This window comes from Virgisporangium ochraceum (assembly GCF_016863655.1).
Classification (GTDB): domain Bacteria; phylum Actinomycetota; class Actinomycetes; order Mycobacteriales; family Micromonosporaceae; genus Virgisporangium; species Virgisporangium ochraceum.
In genome coordinates this window covers 1-19809 of sequence record NZ_BOPH01000025.1, presented here as the reverse complement: position 1 = coordinate 19809, position 19809 = coordinate 1, and the positions used below count along the sequence as shown (strand labels likewise).

Here is a 19809-nt window from a genome sequence, read left to right as displayed (position 1 = left end):
TGTCAGCCCTTCAGCCCGGACGTGTTGATGCCCTGCACCAGCATCCGCTGGAACGCCACGAAGAACAGGAACACCGGTAGCAGCGAGAGTACCGACATCGCGAACATCGGACCGATCGAGTTCTGCCCGCCGGAGTCCTGGAACATCCGCAGGCCGACCGGGATCGTGAGGTTCTCCCCACCCGACAGGTAGATCAGCTGGGTGAAGAAGTCGTTCCACGTCCAGATGAACGAGAAGATCGCGGTGGTGACCAGCGCGGGCTTCGACAGCGGCAGGATGATGTGCCAGAACACCCCGTACGGGCTGCACCCGTCGATCTTCGCGGCCTCGTCGAGGTCGCGCGGGATGCCGCGCATGAACTGCACCATGAGGAAGATGAAGAACGCCTCGGTGGCCAGGATCTTCGGCACGATCAGCGGCAGCGGCGTGCTGATCCAGCCGAAGTAGTTGAACAGGATGTACTGCGGCACGATCAGCACGTGGCTGGGCAGCAGCAGGGTCGCGATCATCAGCGCGAACCACAGTCCCCGCAACGGGAACCGCAACCGCGCGAACGCGTACGCCGCCACCAGACACGACACGCAGTTGCCCACCACGGTCGCCAGCGCGATCACCGTGCTGTTGAGGAAGAAGCGGCCGAACGTGACGCTGGGAAGCGCTTTCCAGCCGTCGGGGTAGTTCTGCGGCCAGAACTCCTCGGGCCGCAGACTGTTGCTGCTGTTGACCTCGGTGGGCGACTTGAACGACGTGCCGAGCATCCACAGCAGCGGGTACAGCACGACCGCCAGCACCGCCACGATCGCGATGAACCGGAACACGCTCTTGGTCAGCTCCGTCTGCCGCCGCTTGCGCAGCAGCTCCTCCCGGTTCGCCTGGCGACGGTGCCCGGGCCCGCCCGACGCGCGCGGCTGCTGCGGTACGGGCAGCCGCGTCGTTGCCTGTCCCATCTCAGCCCTCCTCGTCGGCGTAGTGGACCCACATGCGTCCGGTGCTGAACAGCGCGACGGTGATGAGGCCGATGCTCAACAGGAACACCCACGCCATCGCCGACGCGGAACCCATCTCGAACTCGGTGAATCCCCGGTTGTACAGCTGGAGCGTGTACATGAGCGTGGAGTCGGTCGGTCCGCCCGTGCCGTCGCTGAGCACGAACGCCGACGTGAAGCCCTGGAAGCCGTTGATGGTCTCGAGCACCAGGTTGAAGAAGATCACCGGTGAGAGCATCGGCAGCGTGATGTTGCGGAACCGCCGCCACGCTCCCGCGCCGTCGACCGCCGCGGCCTCGTACAGCTCCTGCGGCACCTGCTTCAGCCCCGCGAGGAAGATGACCATCGGCGCGCCGAACTGCCAGATCGCCAGCAGCATCAACGTCTCCAGCGCCCAGTCGGGGTCGTTGACCCACGGCTTGCCCTCGACGCCGAAGAACGCCAGGAGGCTGTTGAACGCCCCGTCGCGGTCGAACATGGCCCGCCAGATGATGGCGATCGCGACGCTGCCGCCGAGCAACGACGGCAGGTAGAACAGGCCGCGGAACAGCCCCGTGCCGCGCCGTTCGCGGTTGAGCAGCATCGCGACGCCCAGCGCCACCGCCAGTTTCAGCGGCACGGCGACGAGCGCGAAGACGAGCGTCACCTGGACGGCGTGCCAGAACTGCGGGTCGTTGGTGAACAGCTCGATGTAGTTCTCGAAGCCGATCCAGTCGGACGTCCGGCCCAGCAGTTCGTAGTTGGTGAAGCTCAGGTACAGCGAGTACAGCATGGGAATCGCGGTGATTCCCATGAGCCCCAGCAGGAACGGGCTGAGGAAGACATAACCGGCGATGCCTTCGCGCCACTTCGACGGGCGGCGGGATGCCGGTTTCTCAGCGGGTGCCTCGGGACGCAGCTGTGTGGTGGTGGCCACGCAAACCCCCTACGTGTGGTGCCGGCCGGGATCGCGGGGACCCCGGCCGGCACCGTGACTCAGCTGCCGACAGCGGCCTTCGCCTTGGACATGAACTCCTCGGCGGCCGCCTGCGTGCTCGCCTTGCCGTACTGCACCAGCTCGGCTGCGGTGATCAGCTCGGCGCGCAGCTTCACGTGGCCCTTCGGCGGCACCGGCGGGGCCTTGCCGAACTTCGAGTTCAGCTCACCCTCCAGCGCGACGGTGACCTTCTCCGGCTCCGTCAGCGACGGCGCGACGATGTCGCGGTTCTTCAGGTTCGCCGGAAGACCCCGCTCGACGCCCTGGATCTTCGCGGCCTCCGGGTCGTTCACCATGAAGTTGAGGACGTCGGCGACCGTGTCCGCTTCCTTCGTGGTGCGCGAACCCGCCCAGTACAACGAGGCGCGGGCGAACTGGCCGCTCGGGTTACCGGGGTAGGCGGTGAGCCCCAGGCTGTTCTTGGTGCTCTTCTGCAGCTCGGCGAGCTGGTTGGACCACATGAACGCGGTGCCGGCCTGCCCGGTGACGACGAGCTGCTTGGTGACGTCACCGGTGTTGGCGGTGTGCACCAGGTCGGCCGTCGGAACGGCCTTCTTGGCGCGGGCGTCGGCCCACATGTCGAACCACTTCTTCACATCCTCGGTGGTCGCCGCGACCTTACCGTCCGATGTGTACAGTTCCTTGCCCTGCTGCCGCAGCCAGAGCCACAGCGCCTTGTAGTCGGCGCTCGGGTCCATGATGCCCTGGACCTTGCCGCCACTCTTCTGCGACAGCTGCTCGCCCAGGCTGATGATCTCTTCCCACGACATGCCGATCTTCGGCTCCGCGAGCCCGTACTGCTGCAGCACGGTCTTGTCGTAGATCATGCCGGGAGTGTTCTGCGCGGCCGGAACCGCGGCGTTCTTACCGTTCACGACGCCGTACTCGACGAGCCCCTTGGGGATGTCCTTGGTGTCGATCGCGTTGCTCTTGACGTACTTCGTCAGGTCCAGGGTGACGTTGCGCTGGGCGTACTCGGCGAGCCCGCCGTCGTCGAGCTGGAAGATGTCCGGCGCGTTGCCGCCGGCCGCGCGGGTGGCCAACTTGTCGTAGTAGCCCGCGTTCGGCTGCTGCTCGACCTTGAACGTCACGTTCGGGTGCTTCTGGGTGTAGAGATCGAGCACCTTCTGGGTGTTCTCGGCGCGTTTCGCGCCACCCCACCAGAAGACCTGGAGCTCGATCTTCCGGTTGGGGTCTGCCGACGCCTTCTTGTCGTCGTCGCCTCCGCAGGCGGTCAGGGTCAGCGGAACGGCTACGGCGAACGCCGTCATGAGCGATAGCAGGCGACGGCGGGAGGTTGTACCGTGATCTTGCACGGGTCTCGTGACTCTCGTGAGGGGTGGGTTTCCGGGTGACATCGATCTACTCCTTGAGATGGCCAGCGACCGCGTAGTTGGCGGTAGCGCCGGCGGTCGCGCCGGCCGGTCCCGCAGGGCGATGCGGGGCCGGGCCGGTGGAGGCGCGTACGACCAGTTCGGTCTGCAGCGTGACCTGTGCGGTGGTACGGCGGTCGTCGTCATGTTGCAGAAGCATGTCGACGGCCGCCCGACCCGCGGCCGCCGCCGGAGTGGCGACCGTGGTCAGTCTGGGGCGGGCGAACCGCGCGAGCGTGTCGTCGATCCCGACGACGCTCAGCTCGCCCGGCACATCGACACCGAGGCGTTCGAGCCCGTCGAGAAGGCCGAACGCCAACAGGTCGTTGTAGGCGAGCACGGCGGTGACACCGGCGCGGCGAACCTGTTCGGCCGCAGCCGATCCGGCGTCCTGGTTGGGTTGGTTGGGTCCGATCACCTGCAGGGTCGCGCCGGCGCCGCGTGCCGTCGCGGCCGCGGCGCGGCGGATCTCGCGGTTGGTCCATGAGCCTCTGGGACCGGCGAGCAGCGCGATCTGCTTGTGACCGAGCTCGACGAGGTGCTCCATGGCGCGGCGCGCGCCCTGGCCGACATCCATCACGACCGACGGAATCGAGTCGACGAGCCGGTTGACCACGACGAGCGGAACGACCCGTCGAGACTGCTCGATGAGATCGTTGCTCATGCGCGGGCTGCACAACAGGATCCCGTCGACCTGTTTGGCGAGGGCCTGGACGACCTCCGCCTCGACGACCGGATCCTCGTTGGTGTCGGCGATGAACACGTGATAGTCGCGCAGCCGCGCCTGACTCTCGGCCGCTTTGATGAGTGGTGGGAAGAACGGGTTGGCGATGTCGGCCACGATCAGGCCGAGGTTGTGCGTGCGCCCGGTGATGAGCGCCCGCGCGGCCCGGTTGGGCCGGTAGCCCAGCTCCTCGGCCGAGGCGAGCACACGGTCGCGCGTCTCCGGGTTCACCAGGTGGGGCGCGGAGAAGGTACGGGAGACGGTGGACACGTGCACGCCCGACGCCCGGGCGACATCTCGGATGGTGACCGGCACCACAGCCTCCCTCATGAGTGGAGCTATTAATGCAAACGGTTGCGTCCATGTCAACGGGTCGATGCCTGACGGTTACATCTGAACAGTGGGGGAAACTACCGCTTAATGGACTTTCTGTCCTGAACCGTTGACGGACCGGGTGGTGGTCGTTGATAGTTCGCTGCAAACGTTTGCTGCCCGGCGGGCCGCCCCCCGCCGTCGTGCCGCTCCGTGTCGGCCCGGCGCCGACCCGTGTCACTCCGCATCGAGGAGGAGCAATGCCCCCCGCCGACCCCGCTGTGCGCCGGCGTTTCGCGATCGTGGGCACCGGCGCCCGGGCCGAGATGTACACGTCGGCGATCGCCGTCGACCACTCCGACGTCGTCGAGCTCGTCGGGTTGGCCGACACCAACCCGCACCGGATGGCCGCGCACAACCGCCGCCTCGGTGAGTTCGGCGCGGCGCCCGTGCCCACGTACGCCGCCGACGACTTCGCGGCGATGCTCGCGAAGGAGCGGGTCGACGCCGTCGTGGTGTCCACAGTGGATGCGACGCACGACCGGTACATCGTCACCGCCCTCGAAGCGGGCTGTGACGTGATCGTCGAGAAGCCGATGACGACCGACGAGGAGAAGTGCCGGCGGGTACTGGCCGCCGCGCGGGAGAACCCCGGCTCGGTCACCGTCACGTTCAACTACCGCTACAACCCGGTGCACGAGACGGTGCGCGAACTGCTGGCGTCGGGCGTGGTCGGCGAGATCGCCTCGGTGCACTTCGAATGGCTGCTCGACGTGCGGCACGGCGCCGACTACTTCCGCCGGTGGCACCGTGACAAGGCCAGCTCCGGCGGGCTGCTGGTGCACAAGGCGAGCCACCACTTCGACCTTGTGAACTGGTGGCTCGACGCGCAGCCGGTCACCGTCTCCGGGTCCGGTCGCCTGTCCTTCTACGGCCCGGACGCCGGCGGACGGCACGGCTACGCGCGGCCCTACGACCGCGCGCACGGCGCCGACGCGGCCCGCGACGACCCGTTCGCGTTGCACCTGGCCGCGCAGCCCGCGCTGCGCGAGCTGTACCTCGACGCCGAGGCCCACGACGGCTACCGCCGCGACCAGAACGTGTTCGCGCCCGGTGTGACGATCGAGGACGACATGGCGGTGCTCGTGGACTACTCCACCGGCGCGACGATGACCTACCACCTCACCGCGTACTCGCCGTGGGAGGGTTACCGCATCGGGTTCAACGGCAGTCGCGGGCGTCTGGAGGTCGAGGTCGTGGAGAACGACCATGTGGCGCCGACCCTCGCGGGCGAGGTGAAGGGCAAGTCGGCGGCGCTGCACGGTGTCGAGGCCGCCGCCGAGAACGGCTGGATCCGGGTCCTGGTAAGGCCGTTCTGGGAACCGCCGCGGGAGGTGCCGATCACCGGGCACAGCCGGCACGGCCACGGCGGGGCCGACTCGCGCATGCTGGCCGCGTTGCTGCGGCCCGACCAGCCGCCGGACCCGCTCGGCCGCCGGGCCACCGAACGGGAGGGCGCGCAGGCGCTCCTGGTGGGCCTGGCCGCGAACCGTTCCATCGCCACCGGACAGCGCGTGCGGGTGGCCGACCTGCTTGTGGAGACCCCTTCGTGAAGACCGACAGCGACCACCTCTTCCCGGTCGACCCCACCCAGCGCTCGATCGCGCGCGAACTGTACGCCGTCGCGGCGCCGCTGCCGCTCATCTCGCCGCACGGCCACGTCGATCCGGCGCTCCTCGCCGACGACGCGCCGTTCAGCGATCCGGCCCGGCTCATCGTGGTGCCCGACCACTACGTCACGCGGATGCTGCTCAGCCAGGGCATCCCGCCGTCGAAGCTCGGCGTGGCGACGCTTCCCGGCGCCGACCCGGACATCGAGGTGGAGACCGACGGCCGGGAGATCTGGCGCCGCTTCGCCGCCAACTGGCACCTGTTCCGCGGCACGCCGTCGCGGATGTGGCTGGAGCGGGTGTTCAGCGACGTGTTCGACGTGCCGCCGCTGCGTGCCGGTGGAACGGCCGGGTGGGGCAACGCCGACGAGGTCTACGACGCGATCTCCGAGCGACTGTCCAAACCGGACTTCCGGCCGCGCGCGCTGTTCGAGCGGTTCAACATCGAGCTGCTCGCCACGACCGAGTACCCGCTCGACAAGCTGGAGTCGCACGCCCGGCTCAAGGCCGACGGCTGGGGCGACCGGGTGGTCACCACGTTCCGTCCCGACGACCTGGTCGACTTCGAGTGGGCCGGCTGGCCGGCCCGGGTCGCCGCGCTCGGCGCCCTCACGGGCGAGAACACCACGACCTACGACGGCTTCCTGTCCGCGCTGCGGTCGCGCCGGGAGGCGTTCATCGCCGCGGGCGCCACGTCCTCCGACCACGGACACCCGACCGCACTGACCCTCGACCTCAGCCGCGACGAGGCCGCGGTGCTGTTCGAGAAGGGGCTCAACGGCACCGCCGACGCGGTCGACGCCGAGGCGTTCCGAGCCCATATGCTCGTCGCGTTCGCCGAGATGTCCGTCGAGGACGGTCTGGTGATGCAGCTGCACCCCGGCGCCACCCGCAACCACAACCGGTGGCTGCACACGACCCACGGCCGCGACGTCGGCGGCGACATCCCCACGGCCACCGACTACGTGCGCGGCCTGATGCCGCTGCTCGACCGGTTCGGCAACGATCCCCGGTTCCGGCTCGTCCTGTACACGTTGGACGAGACGGTGTTCACCCGCGAGCTGGCTCCGCTCGCCGGCGGCTACCCGGCGGTCTACCTCGGTGCGCCGTGGTGGTTCCTGGACTCCCCGGAGGGTCTGCGCCGGTTCCGCGAGACGGTCACCGAGACGGCCGGCTTCTACAACACGTCCGGGTTCGTCGACGACACCCGCGCGTTCTGCTCCATCCCGGTGCGCCACGACGTGGCCCGCCGCATCGACGCCGCGTTCCTGGCCCGGCTCGTCGCCGAGGACCGGCTCCCGCTCGACGAGGCCGCGCAGACGATCGCCGACCTCGCCTACCACCTGCCCAAGAACGTGTTCCGGTTGGAAGGCTGACCATGGCGACCACGATCACGGCCGTCGACGTGCACGACGTGCGGTTCCCCACCGCGGAGGCGGGCGACGGCTCCGACTCCATCAACCGCGGCGACTACTCGGCGACGTACGTCGAGCTGCGGACCGACTCGGGCGTCGTCGGCTCCGGCCTGACGTTCACGAACGGGCGCGGCAACGAGCTGACCTGCGGTGCCGTCCGTGCGCTCTCGCACCACCTGGTGGGGCTGTCGCTGGACGACCTGGACCAGGTCGCCTTCTTCCGGTCGCTGACGGCTGATCCCCAGCTGCGCTGGCTGGGCCCGGAGAAGGGCGTCATCCACATGGCGGCCGGCGCGATGGTCAACGCGGTCTGGGACCTGCGCGCCCGGCTGGCCGGCAAGCCGATGTGGCGCTTCCTCGCCGAGATGGACACCGAGGAACTGGTCGCCTCGATCGACTTCCACCACATCAGCGACGCCCTCACCCCCGACGAGGCACGGTCCATATTGGACAAGGGACGCGACGGGTACGCCGAGCGGCTCGCGTTCCTCGAGGAGCACGACTTCCCGTCGTACACCACCTCGGTCGGCTGGCTCGGCTACCCCGACGACAAGGTCCGCTCCCTGAGCCGGACGGCGTACGAGGAGGGGTGGCGCGCGGTCAAGATGAAGGTCGGCGGTCCCATCGAGGACGACATCCGGCGGGCCCGGCTGATCCGTTCGGAGGTCGGCCCCGACACGCTGCTGATGATGGACGCCAACCAGATCTGGGACGTCGACGAGGCGATCGCCAACATGCAGCGCCTCGCAGAGTTCGACCCGTACTGGATCGAGGAGCCGACCCACGCCGACGACGTCCTGGGGCACGCGCGGATCGCCCGTGCGCTGCCCTTCACGCGTGTCGCCACCGGCGAGGTCGCGGCGAACCGGGTGATCTTCAAGCAGTTGCTGCAGGCCGAGGCGATCCGGGTCTGCCAGGTCGACGCGTGCCGCGTGGCCGGTGTCAACGAGGTCCTGTCGATCCTGTTGATGGCGGCCAAGTTCGGTGTGCCGGTGTGTCCGCACGCCGGCGGCGTCGGGCTGTGCGAGTACGTGCAGCACCTGGCGATCTTCGACTACCTGCGGGTCGGTACCTCGCTCGACGGCCGGATGGTCGAGTACGTCGATCACCTGCACGAGCACTTCGTCGATCCGGTCTCGGTGCGCAACGGCCGCTACCGGCTGCCGACCGCCCCCGGGTACAGCGTCGCGATGAAGCCCGCCTCCATCGCCGAGTTCTCGTTCCCGGACGGTCCGGCATGGCGGTAGACGCGGCGGTCGCCCGGCTGGGCAGGTCCACTGTGGACCTGCTGCCCGACGCGGCCCGGCCCCTGCTCGACGGCGGCGTCGGCGCCGGCATCCTCCACCTCGGCCTCGGCGCGTTCCACCGGGCGCACCAGGCCGTCTACATCGAAGACGCGATCGTAGCGGCCGGCGGCGACTGGGGCATCGTGGGTGTCGCGCCGCGCTCGGTCGACATCCTGAACGCGCTGGCCGCGCAGGACCGGCTCTACAGCGTGCTGACCGTCGGCCCGGGGTCGGTGCGGCCGCGGACGCTCGGGGTGCACGTCGACCTGATGCACGCCGCCGCCGACCCGCTGGCGGTGGTCGCGCGCCTGGCCGACCCGGCCATCCGGATGGTGACGCTCACCGTCACCGAGAAGGCCTACCGGCTCGACCCTGTCAGCGGCGTTCCCCGCATCGACGACGAGGTGCGCGCCGACGTGGTCACCGACCGCCCGCCGCGCACGGTCCCCGGTCTGCTGGCCCGCGGTCTGCTGGCGCGTGCGGCGACCGGCGCGCCGATCGCGGTGGTCAGCTGCGACAACCTTCCGTCGAACGGGCGCCGCACGCGGGCCCTGTTGGAGGCGGCACTGGCCGAGGTGCCCGGGCCGGCGGGGGAGCGGGCCCGGGCGTGGCTCGACGGTGCGGTGTCGTTCCCCGGCACGATGGTCGACCGCATCGTGCCCGCGACCACCGACGCGACACGCGCGTCGGCTCTCCGCGCGCTCGGCGTCGCCGACCTGGTTCCGGTCGCGGCCGAGCCGTTCGCGCAGTGGGTGGTCGAGGACGAGTTCCCGGGTGGCCGCCCCGCGTGGGAGCACGCCGGCGTGGTGCTCACCGACGATGCGCGGCCGTGGGAAAGCCTGAAACTGCGGACTTTGAACGGTGTCCACAGTGCACTCGCGTACCTCGGTGCGCTGGCCGGTGTGGGTCCGATCGACGAGGTGCTGCACCTGCCCGGGATCGACGCGTTCCTCGACCGGCTGATCGGGTCGGACATCGCGCCCACGTTGGTGCCGCCGCCGGGCGTGTCCGTCGAGGCCTACGGCCGCACCGTGCGCGAGCGGTTCGCCAACCCGGCGCTCGGCTACCGCACCCTGCAGGTCGCGATGGACGGGTCGCAGAAGCTCCCGCAGCGGCTGATCGGCACGCTCGTCGACCGCCGGGCCGCGGGCGCCCGTCCCGTATGGGGTTGTCTCGTGCTCGCCGCGTGGATGCGGTTCGTGCGGGGCTACGCCGACGACGGCACCGCGTTGCCGCTCGACGATCCGTTGGCCGACCGGCTGCGGGGGGCGGTGTCCTCAGTGGACGACAAGCCGTCGGAGCTGGCAGCCGCGTTGTTCGCGATCGACGCGGTGTTCCCCGCGGAGCTGGCCGGCGACGACGAGGTGCGCGGCCTGGTCGAGCACTGGCTCACCGTGCTGGCCCGGGGCGGGGTTCCCGCGGTCCTGGCGGAGGTGTCCTCCTCATGAACCGGGCCGTCGCCCTGATCGGTGCGTCCGGGCACGGTCTCTGGCATCGCCGGCTGATCGAGCGGACGCCGGGCCTCCGCCTGTGCGCCGTCAGCGACGTGCGTCCGCCGCAGCAGGACCCCGACGCCCCGCTCGACGGCGTTGCGGTGTTCACCGACCACACCGACATGTTGGCGGCGACCGGGCCCGACGCGGTGGTCATCTGCACGCCGCCGCACACCCACCTGCCGATCGCGCGCGACGTGCTGCGCGCCGGATACGACGTGCTGCTCGAGAAGCCGCCGGTGGCGTCGCTGGCCGAGCACGCGTCACTGGCGCTCGAGGCGGAGCAGGCGAAGCTGCCGGTCCAGGTGAACTTCCAGGCGCTCGGGTCGGCCGCCCTCGCCCGGCTGGTCGACGGGATCGCCGCCGGAGTTCTGGGTGAGGTCGAGGCGATTGGCGTGGCCGGTACGTGGTGGCGGCCGCCGGCGTACTGGGTCCGCTCACCGTGGTCGGGAAAGCGCATTCTCGACGGCCGTCCGGTGATAGACGGCGCGTTGCTCAACGCGTTCGCCCACGCCGTGATGCAGGGCCTGGCGGTCGCCGCCGGGGCCGGATGGGGCGCTCCGGTGCTCGCCGAGGTGCAGCGGTACCGGGCCGGGCAGATCGAGGTCGAGGACACCGGATGCGTGCGCCTCACGTTCCCCAACGACCGCCGCCTCACCGTGGCGGTGACGCTCGCGTCCCGCCAGTTCCGCGCGGGCGACATCACGGTGACCGGCAGCGCCGGCAGCGCCGTGCTCGAGTACCCGACGGACCGGCTCCGGTTGCCGGGCGCCGGCTGGACCCTCGTCCCGGGACGCGAGGACCTGCTACTGAACCTGTTGGCGCACCGGGACGACCCGGAGGTGCCGTTGCGGGCCGAGCTCGAACGCACGCGTGCCTTCACCGCGGTGCTGGAGGCGGTGGTCGCCGCACCCCCGCCCGTCCCGGTGGACCCACGGTTCCTCGTGTCGCACGACGGCGGCCTGGCCATCGACGGCGTCGAGCCGGCGGTGGCCGCTGCCGCGGCGGCGGGAGCACTGTTCTCGGAAACCGCGTTCCCGTGGACGGCGCCGGCGACGACGTACGAGCACCGGCTCGCGTAGGCGGTTCCCGCCCCGCCCCGCCCCGCTCCGCGCGGAGCGGGGCGGGAACCGGTTGCTCAGAGCGTCCGGAGGTGGAACCCGCCGTCCACGTCGATCACCTGACCGGTGCTGAACGGCAACAGGTCCGTGGCAACCGCGACCACCGCCCGCCCGACGTCCTCGGGCACGCCCCAGCGGGCGATCGGTGTCAGGCCCTTGTTGTGGATGAGGTCGTCGTACCGGTCGCGGACCGGTCCGGTCATGTCGGTCTCGATGATGCCCGGCCGGATCTCGTAGACGTTGATGCCGTGACCGGCGAGCCGCGCCGCGAACAGCTTGGCCGTCATCGCGAGGCCGGCCTTGGCCACGCAGTAGTCGCCCCGGTTGGCGCTCGCCGTGTACGCGCTGATCGACGAGATGATGACGATCTTCGGTGCGGGGACGCCGCTGCGGTCGCGCACCACCATCCGGTTGGCGACGAGCTGGGTCAGGAAGTACGGACCGCGCAGGTTGACGCCGATCATGTGGTCGAAGGACTCCTCCGACGCCTCCAGGATGTCGGCGCGCACCTTCGGCCCCACGCCGGCGTTGTTCACCAGCAGGTCGAGCCGGCCGAACGTGTCGTAGACGTCGGCCACCAGCCGCTCCCGGTCGGCGGCCACCGAGATGTCCGCCCGCGAGACGTGGCCCCGCACGCCGAGCTCGGCCAGGGAAGCGCTTACCTTGCCGGCCGCGTCGGCGTCGCGCACGTAGTTGACCACGACGTCGTAGCCGGCACCGCCCAGCGCCAGGGCCACCCCGCGCCCGATCCCGCGCGACGCCCCGGTGACCAGCGCGACGGGCCGCTGCCGCTCCACGGGGACAGCGCTTTCCGCGCTCGCCGGGCCCACGGGGACAGCGCTTTCCCCGGCGCTCACCGGGAGCCGCCGAAGAACGTGTAGTACGGCTCGTCCCGCGCCACGCGCCCGACGTACAGCGCCACCTCCCGGAGGTGGTAGTCGCCCCACATGCAGGCCTCCCCGTTGGGAACGCGCTGTCCCGGCGCCACGTGGTCCCAGCCGTTCGGCCAGTGGTAGACCGAGTGCAGCAGCAGCCCCTGGTGCGACGGATCGGTGCTGAGATACGGCTCGCCGAACAGGGTGTCGCACACCGTCAGGCCGGCCTGCCAGTACTTCGTTCCCGCGTCACCCAGGTAGCGGCCCAGTCGCAGCAGGCCCTGCGCGGCGATCGCGGCCGCCGACGAGTCGACCGGCTCGTGGTCGTTGAACGGGTCGGCCGGGCGGTCGAGGTAGTCGCCCATCGCGGCGAGCCCGGGCGCACCGGTGTCCCAGTACGGCACCCCGTCGGTGGGTGTGTTGGCGAGGTAGAAGTCGCAGGTCGCGGTCGCCGCGTCGAGCATCATCGCGGTGACGCTCTCCCGTCCGCCGACGGTCTCCAGCTCCTCGTCCGAGCGGGTGGCGACCCACTCGAGCAGCTCGGGGTAGCCGGCCATCGCCCACGCCAGTCCGCGCGTCCAGGTGGTGAACGCCGAGTACCCCTGCTGGGTCGACGGGCAGCGGAAGGCGCCGTCGTTGACGTTGAAGATGGACTCGTGGGCGGTGCGCCCGCGGACGTCGTAGCGGTCGCGGCCGGTCCCGTGGAAAATGTTCCACTTCGCGGTGTTCGCGGCGTGCTCGACCAGCCGCCCGAGCAGCGAGACCGGCTTGTCCTGCTCGCCCATCAGCACGTGGCCGAGCTGGTGCGCCATCGCCAACGCCCGGCACGACCGGATCGTGTCGACGAACAACGACTGCGGCCCGTTGAACGAGTAGATGTAGCCGGTACCGTCGGCGGTGGTGCGCCACCGGGCCGCCTGCACCGCGCCGCTGACCTTGAGCGCGATCTCGTATGCGGCGCGGTCGCCCTCGACCCGGCCCTCGTGGAGCAGCCGCAGCAGCGCGCCGTACGTACTGACGTTCGTGAAACCGTGGTCGTGGACGCCGACGTGGCTGACGTGGCTCGCCATCCGCTCGAACGTCGCGTCGCGACCGATGGTGAGGAACCGTTCGTCGCCGGTGGCGTCGAACTGCAGCAGCGCCGCGCCGTACCGGAAGCCCTCCGTCCACTCGGTCCAACCCCGGGCGGTGTAACGCCCGTCGACGGTGAACACGGGCGCGCCCTCGGACGGCGGGCACGTCTGTTCGATGGACTCGATCTTCCCGCCGGAGGCCGCCCACAGCCTGTCGATCTTCGGCAGCAGGTCGGTGGGGGTCAGCTTCTCGTCGATCTCCACTGTGGAGCCTCCCTGTCGCACTGCAACAAAACTGCACACCGGGAACGTTGACCTCGAACCCCGGGGCGTGTCACGGTACCTCAGGAATGCGCTTTCCTATATAGGAGCCCCCATGCGTCTCCGCACATTAGTGGCCGCTACCGCTTGTGCAGCAACGGCTTTGGCCGTCACCACCGCCGTTCCCCTCACCACCGCCGCGGCGGCTCCGACGGTCACCGCCGGGGCCCTCGCCCTCGCCCGTCAGACCCTCCCGGCCGGTGACGGCTGGGGGTCGGCCGGCACCGGCACCACCGGCGGATCGGCCGCCGCGCAGGCCGACATCCGGGTGGCCACCGACCGGGCCAGCCTCATCGCGGCGCTCGGCGGCGACAACGCCACCAACCGCCTGAACGCCACACCGAAGATCGTGTTCGTCACCGGTCACATCGACGCCAACGTCGACGACGCCGGGAACGCGCTTGCCTGCGACGACTACGCCGACCCCGGGTACAGCCTCGACGCGTACCTGGCCGCCTACGACCCCGCGACCTGGGGTCGGGTCGCGCCCAGCGGGCCGCTGGAGGAGGCCCGGGTCCGCTCGGCGGCCAACCAGACCGCGCGGATCCGCATCTTCGTCGGTTCGAACACCACGATCATCGGGCTCGGTCGCTCGGCGACGATCACCGGCGCGAACATCATGTTCGACCGGGTGAGCAACGTGATCCTCCGCAACGTCGCCCTCGAGGACGCCTACGACTGCTTCCCGGCGTGGACGCCGACCGACGGCGACGCCGGCAACTGGAATTCGCTGCACGACACGCTGACGCTCACCGCCGCGACGAACGTGTGGGTCGACCACAACACGTTCACCGACGGAGACAACCAGGACAGCGCGCAGCCGGTGTACTTCGGCCGGCCCTACCAGGTGCACGACGGGCTCTTCGACATCATCCGCGGCTCCGACTACGTCACGGCGAGCTGGAACAACCTGTTCGAGCACGACAAGACGATGCTGATCGGATCGACGAACACGCCCGGCGTCGACGTCGGCAAGCTCCGCGTGACCCTGCACCACAACCGGTTCGCCAACGTCGGGCAGCGTGCGCCGCGGGTCCGCTTCGGCCAGGTGGACCTGTACAACAACTTCTTCTACCAGACCGACGAGGAGCCGTTCTCCTACTCGTGGGGCGTGGGCGTGCAGTCGGCGCTCTACGCCGAGAACAACTTCCTGCTGCGCAGCGCCGACCTCGGTCTCGACGAGTTCGTCTACGACTGGGGCGGCACCGCGATGACCGAGATCGGCACGCTGGCCCGGGTCGGCTCAGGAAAGCCCGTTCCCGTCAGCCTGCTCGCCGAGTACAACGCCACCCACGACCCGGACCTCGGCACCGACGCGGGCTGGGTACCTGTACTGCGCGGCGCGGGGGTCGACCCGACCGCCGCGGTGCCGGCGAAGGTCGGCGCCCAGGCCGGCGCCGGAAAGCTGTAGGCCGTACGTCGAGTGCTGGAGAGCCCGTCGGGGCTCTCCAGCACTCACCTCGTCATGTCGGGCGCCGCGGCGAGACTCTCGCGGATCACCACCTCGGAGTACGCGTTCTCGACGTGGTCGATCGGCGTTCCGCCCAGCGCCAGCGACATCGCCCGCTCGCCCATCTCGACGAGCGGCAACCGGACGGTGGTGAGCGACGGGGTGACGTCGCGGGCGATCGGCATGTCGTCGAACCCGGTGACCGACACCTGACCGGGCACGTCGAGACCGCGCTGGCGCAGCACCGACAGCGCTCCGACGGCCATCGAGTCGTTCAACGCGACGATCGCGGTGATCTCGGGATGGTCGTTCAGGAGGTCGTACGCGGCTTTGGCTCCGCCGTCCCGCGTGAAGTCGGCGTAGACGATCCGCCTGGCCGGAAGCGGAACACCTCTCTCATGCGCCGCGTTCCGGATGCCGGTGAGCCGGTCGGTGGTCGTGGTCAGGTTGCGTGGACCGGCGATCACGCCGACGTGGCGGTGCCCGTTGCCGAACACCGCGAGGCCGATCGCGTAGGCACCCACGGTGTTGTCGGGCAGCACGGCCGCCCCGACGAGCTCGTGCCGGCCGATCACGGCCACCCGGCCACCGGTCTCGGCGTAGGCCTTGAGCTGGCCATTGAGCTGCTTGGTGAACTCGGCGTCGTGGTAGCCCGACCCGGCGAGCACCAGCGCGCCGGCCTGCTGCGCCCGCAGCAGCGCCACGTACTCGAGCTCGCGCTGCGGGTCACGGTAGCTGTTGCAGATCACCAGGAGCTGACCGTAGGACGAGGCGATCCGCTGCAGGCCGCGGGTGATCTCGGCGAAGTACGGGTCGGACACGTCGTGGACGATGACGCCCACCGCGCTGCGCTGCGCACGGGCGAGGTTCTGGGCGTGCGCGTTGGGCACGTACCGGAGTTCGGCGACGGCCTTGAGCACCCGCTCGCGGAGACCGTCGGCGACGGGTTTGGTGCTGCCGTTGATGACCCGGGACGCGGTGGCGGGGGAGACCCGCGCGCGCCGGGCCACATCGGCCAGCGTCACATTGGTTGACGACTCGTCGTCTGGGCGCGCCAATCTAGTGCCCTTCCGTGCGGTGTGGCAGCAGTGTAGACGCCCGACCTTGTCGGCCCCGGCCCGATCCGTTAGCCTCCCCAGGAAAGCGCTTTCCTCTAGGAATGTGGGATCCAAGGGAGCAATGGGATGACGCGCCGGTCGATCGGCATCGTGCTCAACGGAGTCACCGGGCGGATGGGGTACCGCCAGCACCTGGTGCGCTCGCTACTGGCGATCCGCGAGGCGGGTGGCCTGCCCACCCGCGACGGGACACTCTGGCCCGAACCCGTCCTGGTCGGTCGCAGCGAGGCCAAGCTCGCGGAGATCGCCGCCCGGCACGGGCTCACCGAGTGGTCCACCGACCTGGGCGCCGCGCTGGCCCGCCCGGACGTATCGATATATTTCGACTCACAGGTAACGTCGGGTCGCGAGAAGGCGATCCGGCAGGCGATCGAGGCCGGCAAGCACATCTACACCGAGAAGCCCCTGGCGGAGACGGCCGTGGCGGCCACCGAGCTGGCCGAACTGGCCGCGGCCGCCGGTCTCAAAACGGGTGTCGTGCAGGACAAGCTGTTCCTGCCGGGGCTGCGCAAGCTCAAGCGGCTCATCGACGGCGGGTTCTTCGGGCGGATCCTGTCGGTGCGGGGCGAGTTCGGCTACTGGGTCTTCGAGGGTGACTGGCAGCCGGCTCAGCGTCCGTCGTGGAACTACCGGGCGGCCGACGGCGGCGGCATCGTCATGGACATGCTGCCGCACTGGAACTACCTGCTCGAGGAGCTGTTCGGCGGGGTGCGGTCGGTGCAGTGCACGATGGCGACCCATATCGACACCCGCGTCGACGAGCAGGGTGAGTCCTACGCCGCGACCGCCGACGACGCGGCGTACGCGGTGTTCGAGCTCGCCGGCGGGGCGGTCGCTCAGATCAACTCCTCCTGGTGCGTGCGGGTGTACCGCGACGAACTGGTCGAGTTCCAGGTCGACGGCACCGAGGGCAGCGCGGTGGCCGGACTGCGTCACTGCCGGGTCCAGCATCGTTCGATGACGCCGAAGCCGGTCTGGAACCCGGACCTTCCCAACTCGGTGCCCTTCCGTACCCAGTGGGCCGAGGTGCCCGACAACGACGAGTTCGACAACGGATTCAAGGCGCAGTGGGAGGCGTTCCTGCGGCACGTCGCCGAGGACGGTCCGTACCACTGGGACTTCGCCTCCGGTGCCCGCGGCGTGCGCCTGGCGGAGCTTGCGTTGCAGTCGGCGCGCGAGGGCCGGCGCCTCGAGGTCCCGCGCCTCGAGGTTCCGCGGTGACGACCGCGACCCCGGCGGCGGACGGTGCGGCCACCCCCGCGGAGGCCACGTCCGGCGCCTCCATGGCTCCCGTCGGCGGCGGTGCCGTGACGCCCGCCGCCGGCGGAGCAACGCCCGACGGCGGCGCGACCCGCGGCGGTGGGCGGCCTGTGGAGGGCGCGCCCGGGCTGGCGCGGTTCTCCTTCAACCAGGCGACCACACAGGGATGGCCGTTGCCCGACCTCGTCGACGCCCTGGTGCGGTCGGGCGTCCCGGGGATCGGGCTGTGGCGCGAGCCGGTCGCCGACTACGGGTTGGAGAAGACGGCCAGGCTCGTGCGCGACGCCGGGATAGCGGTTACCTCGCTGTGCCGGGGCGGGTTCTTCGCCGACGCCGGCTGGTACGACGAGAACCGGCGGGCCATCGACGAGGCGGCCGCGCTGGGAACGTCGGTGCTCGTGCTCGTCAGCGGCGGGCTGGGCGGACGCGACCTGGCCGGCGCGCGGGTCCACGTCGCCGACGCGATCGGGCGGCTGGTGCCGCACGCGCGTGAGGTCGGTGTGACGCTCGCGATCGAGCCGCTGCACCCGATGTTCTGCTCCGACCGGTGCGTGATCAGCACCCTGGACCAGGCGTTGGCGATCGCCGAACGGCACGAGGTCGGCGAGGTCGGCGTCGTGGTCGACACGTACCACCTGTGGTGGGACGACCGGGCGCCCGCCCTCGTGCGTCGCGCCGGGCCCAGGGTAAGCGCTTTCCAGCTCGCCGACTGGATCACCCCGCTGCCCGCGGGCGTCCTCACGGGCCGGGGCATGCCGGGCACCGGCTGCATCGACCTGCCGGCGTGGGTGTCCTATGCGGACTCGTCGGGCTACACCGGTCCGATCGAGATCGAGGTGTTCAACACGGAGGTGTGGGCCCGACCCGGTGCCGACGTGCTGGCCGAGGCGGTCGCCGGATTCCGGGCCGCGACGGCCGCGTCCACACCGTAGAACGGTCCTGGACTCCCATGCGCACGCGCCGGGAGCCCAGGACCAACCGTTGTGTCAGGACGAGGGCGGCTCGTCCTTGCCGGCCTCCTCCATCGCGTCGCCCTCCTCCTTGGTGCGGTGAACGGCACCGTCGGCGTGCTCGGCCGGGGCGTACACCGTGTACAGCACCAGGGGATTGGGGCCGGTGTTGATGAAGTTGTGCTTGCGGCCGGCGGGAACGACCACGAGGTCACCTTGAGCGACCTTCCGCTTCTCGCCGCTGACCAGCGCCTCACCGACGCCGCTCACGAACGTGAGGATCTGGTCGACCTCGTGGACCTCCTCGCCGATCTCACCGTTCGGCGGAACGGTCATGATGACGAGCTGGCTGTGCTTGCCGGTCCACAGCACCCGGCGGAAGTCCGCGTGCTGCTCGGCAACAGTGGCGATCGTGAAGTGCTCCATGGCCGACTCCTTACCCGTCGGCGGGCCAGGTCATGCCCGCTCGTCAAGTACCAGGTCACTCAGCCGCGGCCAGTGCTCCGCGGCCCATTCACCGAACTGCGTACCGGTCAGGCAGGCACACGCGAGACCGGCCACCGGGTCCACCCACAGGAACGACCCCGTCTGTCCGAAGTGGCCGAACGTCTCCGGCGAGTTGCGGCTACCCGTCCAGTGCGGGCTCTTGCCGTCGCGGATCTCGAACCCGAGTCCCCAGTCGTTCGACGCCTGCCGTCCGAACCCGGGCAGTACCCCGGACAACCCGGGAAACGCCACCCGGGTCGCCTCGTCGCGCAGGTCGGTGGCCAACGTGGGTGTCAGCAGTTCCGCGCCGAGCGCGGCAAGGTCGCTGATGGGACCGGTGACAGCGCGCGCCGGTGACCCGTCGAGCCGCGTACGCGTCATCCCGAGCGGGCTGAACACCTCGGCATCGAGGTACTCGGGAAAGGGCTTTCCCGCACGTTCGGCCACCAGCTCACCGAGCAGGTCGAAGCCCCGGTTGGAGTAGATGCGCCGCTTGCCCGGCTGGGCGAGCACACTGTCGTCCTCCGGCCCCACCCCGGACGCGTGTGCCAGCAGGTGCCGCACCGTGGCACCCGGCGGACCCGCCGGCTCGTCGAGCGAGACGTCACCCTGTGAGACGGCGATCTGCACCGCGAGCGCCGTGACCAGCTTGGTGACCGACGCCCACGGCATCGGCTCGTCAGGGCCCGTCCGCGCGATCTCACCGGTACGGTCGAGCACCACCACGGCGGCCTGCTCGACCGGCCATTCGCGCACTGAGTCCAATGCCCGCATGCTCCAACCCTATCGGCCCGGCGACCCGTCGACGGACTCGACCGCCCCGCTGACGCCCGACGGCCTCCACCGACGGCGGCCTTGCCCGGCCGGGCTGACGGTGGCCTTGTCCGGCCGGGCCGGCAGTGGCCTCGACCGTCCGCGCC

Annotated in this window: 17 protein-coding genes; 8 read left to right on the top strand and 9 right to left on the bottom strand. The window is 70.4% G+C overall.

Annotation, left to right across the window (positions count from 1 at the left end; translation table 11 throughout):
• Positions 1 to 2: 2 nt before the first annotated feature.
• The 4 genes from Voc01_RS11580 to Voc01_RS11565 all read right to left on the bottom strand — a co-directional run bounded on the left by Voc01_RS11580 (position 3) and on the right by Voc01_RS11565 (position 4374).
• A complete protein-coding gene (locus Voc01_RS11580; RefSeq protein WP_373873807.1) occupies positions 3 to 758 on the bottom strand; it encodes a carbohydrate ABC transporter permease in 756 nt (251 codons plus the stop codon).
• A gap of 190 nt (positions 759 to 948) precedes the next feature.
• Entirely contained in the window at positions 949 to 1884 is a 936-nt protein-coding gene (locus tag Voc01_RS11575; protein WP_239160124.1) for a carbohydrate ABC transporter permease, read from the bottom strand.
• Positions 1885 to 1961: 77 nt separating this feature from the next.
• A complete protein-coding gene (locus Voc01_RS11570; RefSeq protein WP_239160122.1) occupies positions 1962 to 3233 on the bottom strand; it encodes an ABC transporter substrate-binding protein in 1272 nt (423 codons plus the stop codon).
• Between the two features lie 91 nt (positions 3234 to 3324).
• Complete coding sequence (locus Voc01_RS11565; RefSeq protein ID WP_203927402.1) at positions 3325 to 4374, bottom strand: LacI family DNA-binding transcriptional regulator; 1050 nt, start codon at positions 4372 to 4374, stop codon at positions 3325 to 3327.
• A 257-nt stretch (positions 4375 to 4631) separates the two neighbouring features.
• Here Voc01_RS11565 and Voc01_RS11560 point away from each other — a divergent pair, with 257 nt between their 5' ends.
• From Voc01_RS11560 to Voc01_RS11540, 5 genes are read left to right on the top strand one after another with little or no spacing between them, the layout of a single operon-like run.
• Entirely contained in the window at positions 4632 to 5984 is a 1353-nt protein-coding gene (locus tag Voc01_RS11560; RefSeq protein ID WP_203927349.1) for a Gfo/Idh/MocA family protein, read from the top strand.
• Positions 5981 to 7417, top strand: coding sequence for a glucuronate isomerase (gene uxaC / locus Voc01_RS11555; RefSeq protein ID WP_203927348.1), 1437 nt, complete (start codon positions 5981 to 5983; stop codon positions 7415 to 7417). The genes Voc01_RS11560 and uxaC overlap by 4 nt, the downstream gene beginning before the upstream one ends.
• Before the next feature lie 2 nt (positions 7418 to 7419).
• Positions 7420 to 8703 carry an enolase C-terminal domain-like protein gene (locus tag Voc01_RS11550; RefSeq protein ID WP_203927347.1) on the top strand — a complete coding sequence of 428 codons (1284 nt, stop codon included), beginning with the start codon at positions 7420 to 7422 and terminating at the stop codon, positions 8701 to 8703.
• Positions 8694 to 10190: a mannitol dehydrogenase family protein gene (locus tag Voc01_RS11545; RefSeq protein WP_203927346.1), complete on the top strand. Its 1497-nt coding sequence runs from the start codon at positions 8694 to 8696 to the stop codon at positions 10188 to 10190. Before Voc01_RS11550 ends, Voc01_RS11545 begins: the two co-directional genes overlap by 10 nt.
• The gene (locus tag Voc01_RS11540) at positions 10187 to 11317 is read left to right on the top strand and encodes a Gfo/Idh/MocA family protein (protein ID WP_203927345.1); all 1131 of its coding nucleotides are present in this window, start codon (positions 10187 to 10189) and stop codon (positions 11315 to 11317) included. The genes Voc01_RS11545 and Voc01_RS11540 overlap by 4 nt, the downstream gene beginning before the upstream one ends.
• Before the next feature lie 56 nt (positions 11318 to 11373).
• Here Voc01_RS11540 and Voc01_RS11535 read toward each other — a convergent pair whose 3' ends face one another.
• Complete coding sequence (locus tag Voc01_RS11535) at positions 11374 to 12153, bottom strand: 3-ketoacyl-ACP reductase (RefSeq protein ID WP_203927344.1); 780 nt, start codon at positions 12151 to 12153, stop codon at positions 11374 to 11376.
• Positions 12154 to 12209: 56 nt separating this feature from the next.
• Complete coding sequence (locus Voc01_RS11530) at positions 12210 to 13589, bottom strand: glycoside hydrolase family 88 protein (protein WP_203927343.1); 1380 nt, start codon at positions 13587 to 13589, stop codon at positions 12210 to 12212.
• A gap of 91 nt (positions 13590 to 13680) precedes the next feature.
• Here Voc01_RS11530 and Voc01_RS11525 point away from each other — a divergent pair, with 91 nt between their 5' ends.
• A complete protein-coding gene (locus tag Voc01_RS11525) occupies positions 13681 to 15036 on the top strand; it encodes a pectate lyase family protein (protein WP_203927342.1) in 1356 nt (451 codons plus the stop codon).
• 44 nt (positions 15037 to 15080) lie between these two features.
• Here the strand turns inward: Voc01_RS11525 and Voc01_RS11520 are convergent, their stop codons facing one another.
• Complete coding sequence (locus tag Voc01_RS11520) at positions 15081 to 16100, bottom strand: LacI family DNA-binding transcriptional regulator (RefSeq protein WP_203927341.1); 1020 nt, start codon at positions 16098 to 16100, stop codon at positions 15081 to 15083.
• Positions 16101 to 16259: 159 nt separating this feature from the next.
• On the opposite strand from Voc01_RS11520, the gene Voc01_RS11515 reads away from it, so the two are divergent.
• Positions 16260 to 17414 (top strand): Gfo/Idh/MocA family protein, encoded by a 1155-nt coding sequence (locus tag Voc01_RS11515; protein WP_203927340.1) that lies wholly within the window; start codon positions 16260 to 16262, stop codon positions 17412 to 17414.
• 167 nt (positions 17415 to 17581) lie between these two features.
• Positions 17582 to 18385: a sugar phosphate isomerase/epimerase family protein gene (locus Voc01_RS11510; RefSeq protein WP_203927401.1), complete on the top strand. Its 804-nt coding sequence runs from the start codon at positions 17582 to 17584 to the stop codon at positions 18383 to 18385.
• A 54-nt stretch (positions 18386 to 18439) separates the two neighbouring features.
• Here the strand turns inward: Voc01_RS11510 and Voc01_RS11505 are convergent, their stop codons facing one another.
• Positions 18440 to 18829: a cupin domain-containing protein gene (locus Voc01_RS11505; RefSeq protein ID WP_203927339.1), complete on the bottom strand. Its 390-nt coding sequence runs from the start codon at positions 18827 to 18829 to the stop codon at positions 18440 to 18442.
• 30 nt (positions 18830 to 18859) lie between these two features.
• The gene (locus Voc01_RS11500) at positions 18860 to 19663 is read right to left on the bottom strand and encodes a serine hydrolase domain-containing protein (RefSeq protein WP_203927338.1); all 804 of its coding nucleotides are present in this window, start codon (positions 19661 to 19663) and stop codon (positions 18860 to 18862) included.
• Between the last annotated feature and the right edge of the window lie 146 nt (positions 19664 to 19809).

What these genes read in the sequence shown, in the direction of transcription:
- Voc01_RS11580 (WP_373873807.1), bottom strand. Translation starts at nt 758, where the DNA reads ATGCTCGGCACGTCGTTCAAGTCGCCCACCGAGGTCAACAGCAGCAAC.
- Voc01_RS11570 (WP_239160122.1), bottom strand. Translation starts at nt 3,233, where the DNA reads ATGACGGCGTTCGCCGTAGCCGTTCCGCTGACCCTGACCGCCTGCGGA.
- Voc01_RS11560 (WP_203927349.1), top strand. Translation starts at nt 4,632, where the DNA reads ATGCCCCCCGCCGACCCCGCTGTGCGCCGGCGTTTCGCGATCGTGGGC.
- Voc01_RS11550 (WP_203927347.1), top strand. Translation starts at nt 7,420, where the DNA reads ATGGCGACCACGATCACGGCCGTCGACGTGCACGACGTGCGGTTCCCC.
- Voc01_RS11545 (WP_203927346.1), top strand. Translation starts at nt 8,694, where the DNA reads ATGGCGGTAGACGCGGCGGTCGCCCGGCTGGGCAGGTCCACTGTGGAC.
- Voc01_RS11540 (WP_203927345.1), top strand. Translation starts at nt 10,187, where the DNA reads ATGAACCGGGCCGTCGCCCTGATCGGTGCGTCCGGGCACGGTCTCTGG.
- Voc01_RS11525 (WP_203927342.1), top strand. Translation starts at nt 13,681, where the DNA reads ATGCGTCTCCGCACATTAGTGGCCGCTACCGCTTGTGCAGCAACGGCT.
- Voc01_RS11515 (WP_203927340.1), top strand. Translation starts at nt 16,260, where the DNA reads ATGACGCGCCGGTCGATCGGCATCGTGCTCAACGGAGTCACCGGGCGG.
- Voc01_RS11505 (WP_203927339.1), bottom strand. Translation starts at nt 18,829, where the DNA reads ATGGAGCACTTCACGATCGCCACTGTTGCCGAGCAGCACGCGGACTTC.
- Voc01_RS11500 (WP_203927338.1), bottom strand. Translation starts at nt 19,663, where the DNA reads ATGCGGGCATTGGACTCAGTGCGCGAATGGCCGGTCGAGCAGGCCGCC.